Raw genomic sequence first — 15,478 nt, forward strand, 5'->3', positions numbered from 1 at the left:
TGCTAGAGCTCCGACACGACCGACGCAGCGGCTGACGCCCATTCCATGACTCCGATTGCACAACTGGTTAACAAGATCAGCTAGCCGATCCGGCGTCGCCACCTATATCTACCGCAGCGTAAATGCTCGGTACGGCGTTTTCCGACAATGCACGGTGCTTTGCAGCAAAGTTCAGTAGTCCCGACGCCGGCAACGCCCGTAGCTCAGTAGTCGCTGCAGCATCGACGTCAGCGATCGGCGTCGGCCGCCCAGCGGTCGTCGAGTGGACATCGTCAAGGTCACTTCGTAGCCTGTCCCGGGGGCATCGACGGCGGGCCGGAAGCGGTCCTCGAACGAAGGGTCGGGAGAATTCGCGTGACCGGCGTGCGCCACCCCCTTCGACAAGCGGTCTGCGGTGCCGCGGCTGCCTGCCTGGTCGCCGTGACGGCGATCGGCGATGTCCACGCCGATCCGGCGTCAGACGCCCTCGCCACGCTCAACGACCTCTCCCAGCAGGCCGTTCAGAGTCGTGAAGCCCTCACCGCGGCGCAGCGGGACGCGGACGTCAAGTTCGCCGAGCAGGCTGCCGCCGACGACCGGCACCGCGCCGATCGGGCCGCGCTGGACGCCGCGAACGCCGAGCTGGATCCCCTCCAGAACGCCGTCAACCGGATGGCAGCGATGGACTACACCAGCGGGCGCAACGGGCAGGGCGCTGCCGTGCTGACCGCCTCCTCGCCCCAGAACCTGATCGACCGGTTGTCACTGCAGCGCACGGTCGGCGCGCGGATGGCCGAGAACATGAAGGCCTATCGGGCGGCCCGTGAGCGCGCCGCCGAGGCAACTCAGGCGTCCGAGAAGTCGGCTGCCGACGCCCGCGCCGCGGCCGAGCACGCGGAGGCGGTGCGTGCCGACCTGCAGGCGAAACTCGGTGAGCTGCTGCGCCAGATCGCCGCCGCTGAGGCGCAGTACGCGGCGCTGACACCGCAGCAGCAGGCGATCGTCGACGCCGCGCCGCCGCCGGCCGCCGCGCCCGCCCCGCCGATCCTCGCCCTACCCGGCATACCTCCCGGCGACGTCGCCCCGCCCCCCGCGGCGCCGATCCTGGACATCCCCGAGGCGTTGCCGATGGGTGTCGCGGTCGAGGCCGGGCTGCAGCCGAACGCCATCCTCGCCGCGCGGGCCGTCAGCCATCAGTTCCCGCAGATCGCCGAGATCGGCGGGGTCCGGCCGGACTCCAAACCGTGGCATCCGAGCGGCCTGGCGATCGACATCATGATCCCCAACCACGGCAGCCCCGAGGGCATCGCGCTCGGCGACCAGATCATGGCCTACGCGATGGCCAACGCCGCCAGATTCGGACTCCAGGACGTGATCTGGCGCGGGACCTACTACACGCCGGCCGGTCCGCAGGCGTCAGGCTACGGCCATTTCGACCACGTGCACATCACGGTGATGCCGCGGCGCTGAGCCTCGTCAGGGATGCAGGTTCCACTGGCCGCAGTCCTGGGCCAGCACGTCGTTGACGTCGACGCGGATGCCGCCGACGATCGGCCCCGGATTTGACGCGGTGTCGATGATGCGCTGGTAGAGGACCGCGCCCGGGTAGATCTGACCGTTCGACCAGGACCGCGTCTGCCACGCCCACACGCGGCCGGGGGTCCCCGACCGACCGATGACGCCGTCGGCCGTCGCCCACTGGCACGGCCTGACGCCCGCGTAGATCCCGGTGCGCTGCACTCCGATCACCGAGTTGATGCCGCGGAACCATGGCAGCGCGAGGTCGTTCCACGCCTGGCGGTCGATGTCGTCGTCGACGCTGAAGAAGATCGGCGCGCTCTTGCCACCGCCGGCGGCGGTGTGCAGTGCCCACCCGGTGCGCGCGTCGGCGACGCCACCGGCGAACCCGCGGGTGAAGTCCGACGGCGCCGTTCCGCCCGGCTTGCCGTACTGGTAGTTGCTGACGATCACCAGCCCGGCCGCGGTCAGTTGCTTCGCATACGGCAGCGTGATCGGCTTGGCGCCGAAGTTCGACCCGGGCCGTGAGGTCGACACGTAGTTGATCACCCCGGAGTGCCCGGCCGCCCGGATGTCCTGCGCGGGGATCTGGCGCATCGCGAAATCGATCAGCGTCGGAGCGGCGGCCGACGCCGCCGGTGCCAGCGCAGCAGCTGCTGCGTTCAGCCCGGCCAGCGCCGAGGCCGCGGCGGCGTAGCGCAGCGCGTCACGCCGGGTTATCGACACCGGGCGATGTTAACAATGTGATGGATGTGGCCGGCGGGATCTGCGTCGGGACACGCCGGGGGGCGACGCCCGGTTCAGGCGATAGCCCACAACCCCAGGCTGATCACGAAGACGCTGAGGCCCAGCGTCGTCTCCAGGACCGTCCACGTTTTCAGGGTGGTCTTGACGTCCATGTTGAAGAAGCGGTTGACCAGCCAGAACCCGGAGTCGTTGACGTGGGACAGCACAGTCGCGCCGGCCGCGATCGCCATGACCAACGCCACGAGCTGCAGGTTGCTCAGGTCGGCCGCGGCGACCGCGGCGCTGATCAGACCCGCGGTCGTGGTCAGCGCGACGGTGGCCGAACCCTGCGCGACGCGCAGCAGCGTCGAGATGATGAACGCCTGCAGGATCAGCGAGATCCCGAGATTCGACAGCGAACCACTCAGCGCGTCGCCGATACCGCTGAGGCGCAACACGCCACCGAACATGCCGCCGGCGCCGGTGATCAGGATGATCGCGCAGATCGGACCGAGGGCTTTGTCGAGGATGTCGCTGACCGTGCCCATCGACCGGCCGCGCAGTCCGAGCACGAGGGTCGCCACGATGACGGTGATCAACAGCGCGATCGAGGTCGTGCCGATCAGCTTGAGGTATTCGGCCCACGTCGCGCCCTCCTCGATCACGCCCGCCGTCATCAAGGTGTCGATGACGGTGTTGAACGAGATCAGCACGAACGGCAGCAACAGCACGCCGAGCACCGTGGCGAAGGCCGGTGCGGTACGGGTGGCCGTGGTCGCGGCGCCTGTTCCGGGGGTGTCGTCGGTGGGGTGTTCGGTGTCGCGGCCTCCGTTGATCTCACCGAACAACGCGGTCGGAATGTCGACGTGGATGCGTCGGCCCATGGCCTGGGACACCAGATAGGCGCCGACGTACCAGGCGGCGACGGCCACCGGAGCGCCGACGAGCAGGGTGAGACCGATGTTGGCGCCGAGCAATTCGGCCGCGGCAACGGGACCCGGGTGCGGCGGGACCAACGCGTGCATGGCCGCGAAGGCGCCGGCGGCGGGGAATGCGTACAACAGCAGTGAGCCGCCGAAGCGCCGTGCCACCGTCATGATGATGGGCAGGAACACCACCAGCCCGGCATCGAAGAAGATCGGGAAACCGAACAGGAGCGCCGCGACGCCGAGCGCCAGCGGGGCCCGCTTCTCGCCGAAGCGGCCGATCAGAGTGTCGGCGAGAACCTGTGCGCCACCGGTGATCTCGAGCAGCCGGCCGATCATGACGCCGAACCCGACGAGCAGGGCGACCGAGCCGAGGGTGTTGGAGAAACCGAATGTCAGGGCGCTGGGGACGTCGGCGACCGGGATCCCCGCCGCCAGCGCGGTCAGCAGGCTCACCAGGACCAGCGCGACGAACGCATGCAGTTTGACCTTGATGATCAGGAACAACAGCAGTGCGACCGCGCCGGCTGCGATCAGCAGCAGCGTGGTGGTTCCGAATGCCGGATCAATGGCCTCCATCGTTCCCCCTCACCGCAGCGCTGTGTGTGCCTGAAATCATCGGTCCTCCTCGGCTGTCGGGGAATGCGTTGAGCTGATGTAACTTTCGATGATGCCGTCGATGCTCTGATCGACGTCGATGACGACTCCACGCTCGTCCGGCTCCAGTGGCTCCAGCGTCTGGAACTGTGACTGCAGCAGGTTCGCCGGCATGAAGTGGCCCGGCCTGCTCGCCTGTCTTCTGCTGATCGTCTCGACGGCCCCGGCCAGGTGCAGGAACTCGATGTCCGGGCAGTGCCGGCGCAGCTGGTCCCGGTAGAAGCGCTTCAGCGCCGAGCAGCTCATCACGCCGCCGTGCGGATGGTCGGCCAACCATTCGCCGATGGACTCCAGCCAGGGGTACCGGTCCTCGTCGTCGAGCGGGTGGCCGGCGGACATCTTGGCGATGTTGGCCGGCGGGTGGAAGTCGTCGGCGTCCGCGAAGGGCACACGCAGACGTTGCGCGAGCGCGGCGCCCACGGTCGATTTCCCGGAGCCGGAGACCCCCATGACGACGATCGGTATTGCCATGCCTCTGCCTTGTCAGATGTGTGTGTCGTCACACAGTGTGGTGGAATAGGCAGACTATTGCAAGACCCTCACGGCAATCACTGGTTCTTTCCGACTATGCCGCGCGTTCTGGCATGATCAGCTGATGCTCGAACGGCCTGTTGTCGGTGCTCTCCACAGCAGTCTGGTGACCGCGTTGGGTACCGGCATCGTCTCTGGGAAGTACCCCGTGGGGTGCGTTCTGACTCTCGAGGCGGTCAGCGCCGAGCACGGAGTGTCCCGCAGTGTGGCGCGCGAGGCCGTCCGCGTGCTGGAGTCGATGGGCATGGTCGAATCGCGGCGCCGCGTCGGGATCACGGTCCTGCCCGCCGACCGGTGGAACCTCTTCGACCCCGTGGTGATCCGATGGCGCCTGGAGGTGGGCGACCGCACGGCACAATTGGTCTCCCTGTCGGAACTGCGCATGGGTTTCGAACCGGCCGCCGCGGCGCTGGCGGCTCGACGTGCCAGCCCGCACCAGTGCCGGGTGATGGCGACCGCGGTGTCGGACATGGTGATGCACGGGCGAACAGGCGACCTCGATGCATATCTGTTGGCGGACAAGTTGTTTCACCAGACGATGCTGGAGGCCAGCGGCAACGAGATGTTCCGGGCGCTCAACGGGGTGGTCGCCGAGGTGCTGGCCGGCCGAACCCACCACGGCATGATGCCGGAGAAGCCGAACATGGCGGCGATCGCGCTGCACGACGAGGTCGCTCGTGCGATCAGGATGGGCGAGCAGGAACAGGCGCAGCGGGCGATGCGCGCCATCATCGACGAGTCGGCGACCGCCATAGTCGAGGATGCACCGGGGGAGTAGTCCCGACCGGGAGGGTTTCGCGGGTCAGCCGGCCGGCGTCACGTCCGCGCCGGAGCCTTTCGCGGCCGCCTTGGCGCGGATCTCGGCGCGCACCGGTTTCGTGCCGCGCACGAAGCCGTTCGGCGACACCGATGCCGACACCAGCGTCGTCTCCCCCTTCGCGAACGGGTGGAAGCCGACACCGGCACCGCCGCGGCCCTTCACCGGGATGTCGGCGACGTCGGTGACCTTCCAACCCTTTTCGGACACCGACAGGATCGCCTCGCCGTTACCGCAGGTGAGCGGCAAGGCCGCGATGACAGAATCTTCCGGGTGGCCTGCCGCCAGTTTCACCCCCGCCACGCCGTTGCCGGCCGCGCCCTGGGGATTGACCGCCGCCGGATCGATGCGCAGGACACGGCCGCGCCGCGTGATCAGCGCCAGGTGTGAGCCCGGCGCGAGGACCCCGGACTGCAGCAGCCCGGTGATGTCCGGCGAGACGGGGATGTCGCGGATCTTGAACGGAAGTCCGCCGCCGGTGGTGAACTTGATCCGCCCGTCGGTCCACACCGCCCAGCCCAGGCCGGAGGACAGCAGTGTTCCGTGGCTGTCGGAGAACACCCCGCGGTCGTCGAGGCGCCAGGCGGCGTTCACCTTCCGCTCCCGGGGCCCGTCCTCGGAGTTGTTCGCGGCCACCGGGGTGGCGTCGTAGTCCAGCACGGTCCGCCGGTCGTACTCGGGCCCCTTGAACAGTTTCGCGGTCTCGACCAGCTCCTGGTCGATCACCTTGCGGCGCGCATCCGGGTTGGACACCAGCTCGGTGAGCGCGGCGAACTCCGCATCGAGCTTCTCCGCCTCGGCCTGCAGCTCGATGACATCGAGCTTGGTGAGGCGCCGAAGCTGAAGTGCCAGAACGTAATCGGCCTGGACGGCATCGATCGCGAAACGCTCCTGCAAGCCCTGGCGGGCATCGTCGACAGTGTCGGAAGCCCGAATGATCGCGACGGCAGTATCAATGTCCAGGTGGATCGTCATCAGGCCCGCGACCAGGTGACGGCGCGCGGTGACCTTCTCCAGCCGGTACTCGCTGCGGTGCAGGACCACCGAATCCCGCAGGGACAGGAACGCGGCGATCAACTCACGCACCGACCACCACCGAGGCACCCGGTTCTCGTCGAGAGCGACCAGGCTTGCGGCGAACGACGACTCCAGCGGAGTCAGGGCCAGGAGCTGGTCGCGGATCTGCTCGGCGCTGTGGCCGCGCTTGGCCGTGACCACGATGCGCAGTCCGTTGCGGCGGTCGGTGAGGTCGGACATGTCGGCCACGCCGGCCATCTCGCCGGACTCGACCAGGGCCCGGATCCTGTCCTGCACAGTGCCGCTCGCGACACCGGGTGGCAACTCGGTGATGATGCAGTTCTTGCCGTCGACCGAGACCGTGCCCCGGACGGTGAACAGACCGCGGCCGGTGGTGATGTACTCGCGCAGTCCGTCCGTACCGATCACCGACGCACCACACCCCCAGTCCGGTCCGGGAATGAGCTTGACCAACCGGTCGTCGGTCATGTTGGGCGTCTTGAGCAGTGCCCGGCACGCCGCCATCACCTCGCGAGGATTGTGCGCGGGCACCTTGGTCGCCCAGCCTTCGGCGATGCCGACCGCGCCGTTGCACAGCAGCACCGGCCACTGCGCCGGCAGCACCGTCGGTTCGGTCCACTCACCGTCGAACGTCGCGACCATCGGCACCGCATGGCTGTCGAGTTCGGCGGTCAGCGCCGCGCCCGGTGCGGACAACCGCATCTCGGTGTAGCGGTCCGCGGCGGGGATGTCACCCTGGATACGGGGGAAAGCGCCTTGTCCGTCAATGACTTTCACGCGCTGGAAGTCAGCGGCCATCAGCGCCGCGGCACCGTACATCGAGGCGCCGCCGTGCGGATGCAGGTTGCCGGTCACCGCCGAGCAGATCTTCGAGGACTTCTGGGGCTTGTTCCCGGGCAGCAGCCTCGACTCGTGCATCTGGTAGAGCAGCCGCCGCTGACCGGGCTTGAGCCCGTCGAACGCCGACGGGATGGCGCGGTCGCTGACGCTGTAGAGCGCGAAGGTCAGCTGATAGTGGTTCCAGTACTCGTCGGCGCTCTGGTCGAGCACCAGTTCAGGGTTCTGCTCGATGGTCGCGGTCACGTCTGTTGTCTCCTGCGTACTACGTCAAGTCGAGGGAAGCGGTGTCGACACGGGCGGCGATCTCGGCCATCCACGTGCGCCGGCCCTCGGGTGGTCCGCCGAAAAGCGTGTGGTGCAGCTTCTTCTCGGCATCGTCGGGATGCAGACGAATCACTGTGCGCCGCTGGGGATCCAACACCGTGTTCCAGAAGTCGTCGGCGTCCATCTCGCCGAGGCCCTTGTTGCGCTGCACCTCGACCTTGCGCTTGGACGTCTCCTTGAGCCGGGCCACGGCCGCGTCGCGCTCGGATTCGTCCTGGCAATAGATGCGCTCGTCACCGGCCTTCACGACGAACAACGGCGGCAGGGTCACGTAGACCATCCCGGCCTCGACCAGCGGACGGTAGAAGTCGAGGAACATCGAGATCAGGCTCGAGTTGATGTTTCCGCCGTCGGGGTCGGCGTCGGAGGCGAACAGGATGCGGTCGTAGCGGCACAATTCCGGATCGCAGTTGTCCCGCACACCGCAGCCCAGGATGCGCTCGATCGAATCGAACTCGTCCTTGGCGCGGGCCTTGCTCAGCGCGAACCCGTAGACGTTGGGCGGCTTGCCCTTGAGCGGGAACGCGGCCTGGAAGGTCGCATCGCGCGCCGCCTTGATCGTCCCGAGCGCCGAGTCGCCCTCGCACAGGAACAGTTCAGCACCCGAGCCTCGCCCGGTTTCCCTGCTGGGCAACAGCTTCGGCGGCAGCGACAGGTTCGTGCCCAGGCCTTTGGCCTTCGACGCCGCTCGTGAACGTGCCTTGGCGCCTTCGGCGCTGCGCCGTGCGCGCGCCGACTCGAGGGCGAGCTTCGTCCAGAGCGACACGGTGTCGCTGTTGGCCGGGTTCGCGGCCCACACGGTGACGCTGCGCGCGACGTCCGGTGCCATCGCGATGTTCAGCGAGCGGGACGACACCGCGGTCTTGGCCTGCGAGTCCCACGCCACGTCGGGGGCGCGGGTGTCGACGGCCAGCGCGGTGACGGCGGCGAAGTCCTGCGGCTCCGGGCCCTCTTCGCCCTTGGCCAGGCCCAGGTCGCGGATGCGGGAGGCGCGGTCGGCCAGCGCCTCGGAGAGGCCTTTGACCGCGGCGGTCAGATGCGATCCGCCACCGGGCGTGCGGACGGTGTTGCAGAACGCGGCCACCGTCGCCGGTTCGGCGGGACCGGCGGTCAGCGACCAGCGGAACGGCGTCGGCCCGCGTCCGGTGGTGTACTCGCCGCGGCCTTCGACGACGGCGCGCACGCCGGGGGCCGGGGTGCCGGCGGCGGTGCACATCAGGTCGAGCAGCGTGTCGGTGCCCCATGGGCCCTTGAACGGCTCGAGCAGCGCCGGCGGTATCTCCTCGCCGGGCCAGCCCTCGTCGACGACGAAGAGCTGGACACCCGGGGACATCCGTGCGGCGGCGTGGGCGCGCAGCAACACCTCGCAGACGTCCACCGTGGAATCCGGCACGACGGCCGGGTCGAACAGGATGCGCACCGTGGTGCCGTGCGCGTCGGGCTTGCGGTTGCCGACGCCGCGCAGCTTCTGCGTGTCGGAGCGGGTGAACGGTGCGTCGGGGTCGAACTCCTTGCCCTCGAACACGCCCGGGTAGCCGCGACCGAAGCTCTGCAGATAGGTCTTGCCCCCGCGGCGCACCGTCACATCGGTGCGCGCGGAGATGAATACCGCTGCTGCGGCGCCGATTCCGTTGAGGCCGGCCCCGGTGCTGGTGGCGTCGGTGTGGGCGGAGAACTTGCCGCCCGCGCGGGCGGTGCCCAGCGTCTTGACGATGCCGTTCTTGCCCGTCGTCGGATCGGTGTCGACGGGCAGGCCGCGGCCGTCGTCGGCGACGCTCACCGAACCATCGGCGTGCAGCGTGATCGTGACGACCGATCCGCCGTGGTCGGGGTCGGCGACCTCCTCGACCGCGTTGTCGATCAGCTCGCGCAGCGCGGTGTTCAGCACGTCCAGACCGAGGTTGACCGCCGGCCGCAGGCGGGTGTGCTGGACATCGTCGAGCTCGGTGATGTCAGCGGCGGTGTAACTCACGTCTCAGAATTCTTTCGATCAGCAGTGGGGCTTTCGGGGGAATGGTAGTGGTCCGAGGCGACAATCCCGCACATCCGCACGTGACGAAGATCGCCTAGCTTCCGTAGAGGTGCAGCGCCCTGGCTGCTTCGGTGGCCACGGCACCGCTCAACGGCGTGATCGGGGGACCGCCACGCTGGTGGATCACATTTCCCAGGATGACGACGTAGGTGTCCGACTCCGGATCCAGCCACACCGACACACCGGTGAAGCCCGTGTGACCGAAGCTGCCGACCGGGAACACCGACCCGCGGGGCCCGGAGTGCGCGGTGTCGATGTCCCAGCCGAAGCCGCGCAGGTCCCGGCCCGGCGCGGGTTGCTGCGGTGTCGTCATCATCCGGGCGCCGGCCTGCGAGAGCGGAAACGGACTGGGACGGCCGGCGACGCGATCGAGCAGGGCCTGGGCGAACCGGCCCATGTCGTGGACCGTGGTGAACACGCCGGCACTTCCGGCCACCCCGCCCATCCGGCGGGCAGTGGGGTCGTGCACGGTCCCGCGGAGCGGGTATCCGTAGTCGGGATTGAGGCCCGGGGTGTCCTCGTCGAGAGCCGTCGGGGCGATGCGCTCGAGCAGGTCGATGTTCCACGTCCCGTCCGGGCAGTTGTCGACCGCCTGCCCGTGCGGGTCCGCGGCGATCGCTGTCCCCCGAACACGGTGCGGACCACAGACTTTGGTGACCGGCAGATAGCGTGTTTCCGACATCTTCAGTGGCGCAAAGACATTGCGATCAACATAGGAGTCCTCGGGTTCGCCGGTGATCTTCTCCACCAGAGCGCCGAGGATGATGAAGTTGATGTCCGAGTAGTGGAAACCCTCGCCGGGGTCCGAGACCACCCACGCACCCAGGGCCCGCCGCACCCCGTCGGCTTTGTCGGGTCCGGCCAGTCCCCACGGGCCGTCCAGGCTCAGATCACCCGCGATTCCCGAGGTGTGGGTCAGCAGCATGCGCACCGTGACCGCGGCGCGACGCGGATCGCCGGCCGGGTTGAACCCGGGCAGATACGTCTGCACCGGTTCGTCGATGCGGACCCTGCCCTGCTCGTGCAGCTGCATGACGGCGGTGGCCGTCGCGAGGCTCTTGGTCAGGGACGCGATGTCGAAGACGGTGTCCTCGGTCATCGGCTCGGCGGGGGCCGGCGCGCCGTCCAGACCCGGTTCGCTCTCGAGCTTCCGGACGCCGAATGCGCGCCGGAACACGACCTTTCCGGCATGCCCGACCTGCACCACCGCCCCCGGCAGCCGTCGTGCGGCGATCGCGTCCTCCACGAGTCGGGCGACCGCGGAGAAATCGCCGGTGGGAGTCACCTCGGGAACCGGGGGCGGCGGTGACGGGAGCACCCGGGTCGGGGTGGCCGGTGGGCGGACTGCCGATGTACCGGGTGGCTCAGGTCGATCCCCGCACGCCCCGAGAGCCAGCACGACGGCGCCGGCGGCGCCGAGCCGGCGGAGTCGCGTCGATGACCGCGTCATCCGACCGACGGTAGCCGTGCCCGGCGTCGACGACACCGGATCCGAGGGTCAGGCCGTACGAGCGCTCCACTCCGCTGTCCGTTCCGGAGCCGCCTCGGCGAGCGCGGCGCGGGTCTTCCCGACGCCGAAGTCTTTGCCGTACACCGGTGTTCCGGGCTGCTGGCGCCAGGATTCGGAGACCGGGCCGGCGTTCACGGGGTCGAATCCGAGTTGGTCGACGACGATGTGGACCAGTTCGCGGTTCGGTCCGTCCTCGCCGGCGACCGGCAGTGCGATGCGTCCCGGTGATCCGGTGGAGGTGCCTCGCTCGAGCAGGTGCTTCCAGAAGATCCCGTTGAAGACCTTGTACACCGGCGCGCCGATCTGCTCGGCGACCCAGGCGCTTTCGGGTTGTCCGTCCTCGATGGCCGCGATCTCGCCGTCACGCTGCTGCGGGTAGTAGTTGTTGGTCTCGATCACCGGTGCACCCGGTTTCCGCGCATCGACGATGCCGTCGGCGAGGTCGGGAACGTTCTTCTGCGGGATGCTGACGATGACCAGGTCGGCGTCGGCGGCGGCGTCCTTGGCCCACACGGCCGTCGCGCCGGTCTCCCTTTCCAGGTCCGCCAGGGTCTCAGGGGAACGGGAGTTCGCCACGTTCACCTCGTGGCCCAGTTCCCGTAGCCGGCGTGTCAGTGTCCCGCCGATGTGGCCCGCACCGATGATCCCGATCTTCATGCTTCCTCCGTATGTGTTGCCTGGGCGGGGCAACACCGGGCGTGGGGAGGCTATTCCGCTCGCCGGAAACCGTCAGGGACTGTCGAGTACCGTCACCAACCCGCGGTCGCCGTCCACGCGCACGCGGTCACCGGTGCGCAGCACCTGCGTGCCCACCAGAGTGTTGACCACGCAGGGCAATCCGTACTCGCGTGCCACCACGGCGCCGTGCGACACCGAGCTGCCGATGTCGGTGACCAGGGCGGCGATCACCGCGAAGTACGGTGTCCAGCCGACATCGGTGACCGGAGCGACCAGGATCTCGCCGGGCTGCAGATCGCGCGCCTCGACGACCGAACGTGCCACGCGGACAACACCTTCCACCGTGCCGTGACCGGCCGGCCGTCCCGCGACCACACCGTCGCCGGAGACGGCTGCGCGCACGATCGGCGTCGGCCGCCCGACCGACACGTCGCCGAACTCGAGCGCGGCCTGGAACGGGAGGGCCTCGCGACGCTGCCGGGCGCGGTGCACCAGCTCGGTGACGTCGTCGCCGGACACCACAAGGGGCAGTTCGCGGCGGTCGAAGAAGAACACCAGGTCCGCGTCCGGCAGACGCCCGGCCTCGTGCAAGACCTCACCGAGGTGGCGGTAGCCGCGCTTGAGCAGATGCGCCATCAATGCCATCCGCGACTTGGTCTCCTCCCGGCCGCGGGCGCCCGCCTGCGCCAGGCGGGCCAGCACCCGCAGGGTCCGCGACTGTGCCGGATCCGAGGGCGCGGTGGCGGCGGGGTTCTCCGGTGCCGCCCCGCGCAGCATGACCTGCATCATCGCGCCGAGACCGTCCGGATCATCCGCCCAGGACGGATCCCGCATGCACAGTTCGCGGTAGCCGCGGTGCCCGTGCCGGTCCAGGAACGTGCGGAGGGCGGCCCCGCTCGGCGTCTCCGCCGCCCGCAGCCGGGTGACGGCCTCGCCCGCGGGGGCGGCAAGGAACCGGGCGGCGGCGTCCCCGTCGCGCCGCAGCATCGAGACCACCGCGGTGAGTTCCTCGACCATCAGGGCACTTTCGACGCCCGCCCCGGTCATCAGCCGGATGGCCTCCGCGCTGCCCGCGGTGTCGGACGCGCCACGCTTGGCGGCACGGCGCACGAGGTGGCTCTCCAGCACATTGGCCGCGACCGCTGACCGCGACGACGACCGGACGTGGATCAGCGTGACCTCGCGGTAGATGTCGACGCCGGCCTCGAGGTGGCGCAGTACGACGGCAGGGTCGCGGCTGGTGATCGGCGGAAACGCGGCGATGGTCTGCGGCAGGCGGCGGATCGCGGGAGCCGAGCTGAGCGCGAAGGTGCTGAGCCGGACAGTGTTGATCAGCTTGCGCACGAACGGTTTCGGCGGTCCGGGCTCCAGTTCGTCGATCACGCGGCCGCATACCGACAGCGAGAACTGCTCCAGGGAGTTGCCGAGGATGCCGGAGCTCAGCGCCGTGCCCTCAGTCATGTTCAGGAACATGTGGCCGAAGAAATAGCCGACCTGGCGCGCGCGGTCCTCGTAGCGCTCCTGGACCCCGCCGGCGACCTGGACCATCTGCATCGCGTAATCGATGGCGTGCCCACTGACCGATGCGGTCAACGGGCAGAACGCCCCCGGCATCATCTCGCCGATGTTGCAGCGGGTGTACACATGGGTGGGTCCGGTGACCGGGGTGTCCATCTCGTTGGGGTCACCGGGCAACGTGGTGATCGGGCGCGCCTGCAGCCACCACAGCAGCCCGTCGCGGTCGATCGCCCATTCGAGGTCCAGCGGGCGGCCCCAGTGCGCGGCGGCCAGCAGTGCCCCGGTGCGGATCCGGTCGATCTCGTCGTCGGCCAACGCGGGCTGTGACGAAGCTTCCGTGGTGACGGTGTCCCCCGCGTGGGTCAGCACGAAGTGGTCCGACGCGGTGGACCCGTCGACCAGGCTCTCCCCGAGCCCGCGCACCGCGTCGATCACCAGCAGGTCCCGCCGTCCCGAGGTCGGGTCGGCGGTGAAGACCACGCCCGCGGCGCGGGCGTCGACCATCTGCTGGACCACCAGGTGCATCCTGGCGGCTGCACCGCCGTCCTGGTAGGCCGCTGCGCGCTCGGAACCGGCTGAGCGGACACACTTCTCGACGGCCGCGGTCAGCTCGTCGACAGAACCGACACCCAGCACCGTGTCGTACTGGCCGGCGAACGAGTGCTCGGCGCCGTCTTCTCCTGCGGCCGACGAGCGTACCGCGACCGGGGTCTGACCGGCGGCGCGCATACGCGAAAACCGTTCTGTCACCGCGTCACCGAGCGAGGTGCCGGAGGCGTCAGCGATCACGAACCCCGGAGGAACCGGCAACCCGAGTCGCGTCAGCTCGGCGAGTCCCAGCGCCTTGCCGCCGAAGCTGTCGTCGAGGACGTCGGCGAGATCGACGATCCGTGAACTTGCGTCAAACACCGGCATAACGTTACACCTGTCACGTATATGAGCAGCGACAATGGACGGCCCCGGGACACGCGGATCGACTCCGCGGTACTCGATGCTGCCGCCGAGCTGCTGTTGGCGGTGGGTTATGCGGATCTGACGGTCGCCGCGATCGCCGAGCGGGCGAACACGTCGCGGCCCGCGGTGTACCGGCGCTGGCCGAGCAAGGCCCACCTCGTGCACGAGGCGGTGTTCCGCGAAGCGGACACCTCCCGGGTGCCGGTGACGGGTGATCTGGGCCGGGACCTGCACAGCATCGTCGCGCGCACCGCAGCGCTGCTGACCTCCCCGCTCGCCCGCCTCGCGGTCCCCGGGCTGATCGGGGAGGCGGCCTCGGACCCGTCGTTGAACCAGCGGGTGCTGGACCGGTTCGCCGGCAGCGGCTGGAGCGGTCTGGACGCCTACCTCGCCGATGCCGCCGCGCGCGGGGAGTTGCGCGCGGGTTTCGACGCCGCGGCCCTGCTGGAGGTGGTGATCGGGTCGGCGCTGGCCGCGGTCCTGGTGCGGGGACCCGACGGACTGACCGATACGTGGGTTTCCGACACCACCGCGATCCTGCTCGACGGCGTGCGCGCGCGCTGAGGTCCCGGCGGAATCAATCCGCTGCGTCCCGGGTTTCAGCAGACATCCGGGTTTCCGGTGACGAGCAGGAAAGAGGCGAGGGCCGTGAAGAAGATCGGATTGCTCAGTGTGGTCGCAGGAGCGTTGTCGGCGGCCGTGATCGGCTTCGCCGGAGCGGCGCAGGCCGACGGCACCGGTCCGGCGTTCGGCGGGCAGGGCGACGGAAACGGTTACGGTTGGGGCGATTACGGCTACGGCCGCGACAGCAACAACCCCTGGCTGAACCAGCTCTACCCCCAGGTGAAGGTGCCGAAGGTCGACACGCGGGTGCGCAACTGAGGCCGGGCGCTAACACCTGTGCTCGACTCTCCGATATCCCGGGCATGACAGCGATCCGGGCGGTGGGCACGCTTGCCGTTTCACTCGGCGTGGCATGGGCGGGAGTTCCCACCGCACACGCTGACACATTTGCCCAACTCGCACCCGTTCCGGTGCAGCCGTCCCCGGCATGCGGCGGCACCGTGCGGGCCGAGGCGATGGTGGCGCCGGTGCAGACCGAGGACCGGGTCGAGAACGGCGTGCGGGTGACGATCAACTACGACGCCGGAATCTATGACGGGTCGTGTGCGCTGACCGTGACCGCCGCGTGGACCAACCTCGACACCGGACGTGCCGGAAGCGGTGACATCACCGCGGTGTCGACCATCGACGGGCACTACGGCTTCATCGGTTACGCCAACACGATGTTCGTGACGGGTGAGGAAGACGTCGTGGTGACGCTCAGCTCGCACCCGGACGCCCAGCTGCGGGTGACCGCCTGAACCGGTCTGTCCCACTCTCACTGTAGGCCGGGAAGGGGGTCTTGCGGCAATACCCCCCTGGTGCGG

At 69.1% G+C, this 15,478-nt stretch carries 13 protein-coding genes; 5 read left to right on the forward strand and 8 right to left on the reverse strand.

What is annotated here, in order from left to right:
• The first annotated feature begins 354 nt into the window (after positions 1–354).
• Positions 355–1,449, forward strand: coding sequence for a coiled-coil domain-containing protein (locus tag DYE23_RS00825; RefSeq protein ID WP_115326230.1), 1,095 nt, complete (start codon positions 355–357; stop codon positions 1,447–1,449).
• 6 nt (positions 1,450–1,455) lie between these two features.
• Here DYE23_RS00825 and DYE23_RS00830 read toward each other — a convergent pair whose 3' ends face one another.
• From DYE23_RS00830 to DYE23_RS00840, 3 genes are all read right to left on the reverse strand, one after another.
• Complete coding sequence (locus tag DYE23_RS00830) at positions 1,456–2,223, reverse strand: DUF1906 domain-containing protein (protein WP_115326231.1); 768 nt, start codon at positions 2,221–2,223, stop codon at positions 1,456–1,458.
• Between the two features lie 74 nt (positions 2,224–2,297).
• The gene (locus DYE23_RS00835) at positions 2,298–3,728 is read right to left on the reverse strand and encodes a GntP family permease (RefSeq protein ID WP_115326232.1); all 1,431 of its coding nucleotides are present in this window, start codon (positions 3,726–3,728) and stop codon (positions 2,298–2,300) included.
• A 36-nt stretch (positions 3,729–3,764) separates the two neighbouring features.
• A complete protein-coding gene (locus DYE23_RS00840; RefSeq protein ID WP_013470398.1) occupies positions 3,765–4,277 on the reverse strand; it encodes a gluconokinase in 513 nt (170 codons plus the stop codon).
• Between the two features lie 124 nt (positions 4,278–4,401).
• On the opposite strand from DYE23_RS00840, the gene DYE23_RS00845 reads away from it, so the two are divergent.
• Positions 4,402–5,115: a FadR/GntR family transcriptional regulator gene (locus DYE23_RS00845; RefSeq protein WP_013470399.1), complete on the forward strand. Its 714-nt coding sequence runs from the start codon at positions 4,402–4,404 to the stop codon at positions 5,113–5,115.
• Positions 5,116–5,139: 24 nt separating this feature from the next.
• Here DYE23_RS00845 and DYE23_RS00850 read toward each other — a convergent pair whose 3' ends face one another.
• The 5 genes from DYE23_RS00850 to DYE23_RS00870 form a co-directional block, all read right to left on the reverse strand.
• A complete protein-coding gene (locus DYE23_RS00850; protein WP_115326233.1) occupies positions 5,140–7,275 on the reverse strand; it encodes a DNA gyrase subunit A in 2,136 nt (711 codons plus the stop codon).
• Between the two features lie 19 nt (positions 7,276–7,294).
• On the reverse strand, positions 7,295–9,328 hold the full coding sequence (locus DYE23_RS00855) for a toprim domain-containing protein (RefSeq protein ID WP_115326234.1): 2,034 nt from the start codon (positions 9,326–9,328) through the stop codon (positions 7,295–7,297).
• A 94-nt stretch (positions 9,329–9,422) separates the two neighbouring features.
• Positions 9,423–10,838, reverse strand: a complete 1,416-nt coding sequence (locus tag DYE23_RS00860) for a serine hydrolase domain-containing protein (RefSeq protein WP_011891495.1) — start codon at positions 10,836–10,838, stop codon at positions 9,423–9,425.
• Positions 10,839–10,886: 48 nt separating this feature from the next.
• A complete protein-coding gene (locus DYE23_RS00865; protein ID WP_115326235.1) occupies positions 10,887–11,555 on the reverse strand; it encodes an NADPH-dependent F420 reductase in 669 nt (222 codons plus the stop codon).
• 72 nt (positions 11,556–11,627) lie between these two features.
• On the reverse strand, positions 11,628–14,003 hold the full coding sequence (locus tag DYE23_RS00870; protein WP_115328825.1) for a PEP/pyruvate-binding domain-containing protein: 2,376 nt from the start codon (positions 14,001–14,003) through the stop codon (positions 11,628–11,630).
• Between the two features lie 27 nt (positions 14,004–14,030).
• On the opposite strand from DYE23_RS00870, the gene DYE23_RS00875 reads away from it, so the two are divergent.
• The 3 genes from DYE23_RS00875 to DYE23_RS00885 all read left to right on the forward strand — a co-directional run bounded on the left by DYE23_RS00875 (position 14,031) and on the right by DYE23_RS00885 (position 15,412).
• On the forward strand, positions 14,031–14,612 hold the full coding sequence (locus tag DYE23_RS00875) for a TetR/AcrR family transcriptional regulator (protein WP_011891492.1): 582 nt from the start codon (positions 14,031–14,033) through the stop codon (positions 14,610–14,612).
• An 84-nt stretch (positions 14,613–14,696) separates the two neighbouring features.
• Positions 14,697–14,930, forward strand: coding sequence for a hypothetical protein (locus tag DYE23_RS00880; RefSeq protein ID WP_013470401.1), 234 nt, complete (start codon positions 14,697–14,699; stop codon positions 14,928–14,930).
• Positions 14,931–14,974: 44 nt separating this feature from the next.
• Positions 14,975–15,412: a hypothetical protein gene (locus DYE23_RS00885; protein WP_115326236.1), complete on the forward strand. Its 438-nt coding sequence runs from the start codon at positions 14,975–14,977 to the stop codon at positions 15,410–15,412.
• Positions 15,413–15,478: the final 66 nt, after the last annotated feature.

It is taken from the genome of Mycolicibacterium gilvum (genome assembly GCF_900454025.1).
Classification (GTDB): Bacteria; Actinomycetota; Actinomycetes; order Mycobacteriales; family Mycobacteriaceae; genus Mycobacterium; species Mycobacterium gilvum.

Coding starts and splice junctions, on each gene's coding strand:
- DYE23_RS00845 (WP_013470399.1), top strand. CDS start 4,402: ATGCTCGAACGGCCTGTTGTCGGTGCTCTCCACAGCAGTCTGGTGACC.
- DYE23_RS00885 (WP_115326236.1), top strand. CDS start 14,975: ATGACAGCGATCCGGGCGGTGGGCACGCTTGCCGTTTCACTCGGCGTG.
- DYE23_RS00860 (WP_011891495.1), bottom strand. CDS start 10,838: ATGACGCGGTCATCGACGCGACTCCGCCGGCTCGGCGCCGCCGGCGCC.
- DYE23_RS00875 (WP_011891492.1), top strand. CDS start 14,031: ATGAGCAGCGACAATGGACGGCCCCGGGACACGCGGATCGACTCCGCG.
- DYE23_RS00835 (WP_115326232.1), bottom strand. CDS start 3,728: ATGGAGGCCATTGATCCGGCATTCGGAACCACCACGCTGCTGCTGATC.
- DYE23_RS00865 (WP_115326235.1), bottom strand. CDS start 11,555: ATGAAGATCGGGATCATCGGTGCGGGCCACATCGGCGGGACACTGACA.
- DYE23_RS00840 (WP_013470398.1), bottom strand. CDS start 4,277: ATGGCAATACCGATCGTCGTCATGGGGGTCTCCGGCTCCGGGAAATCG.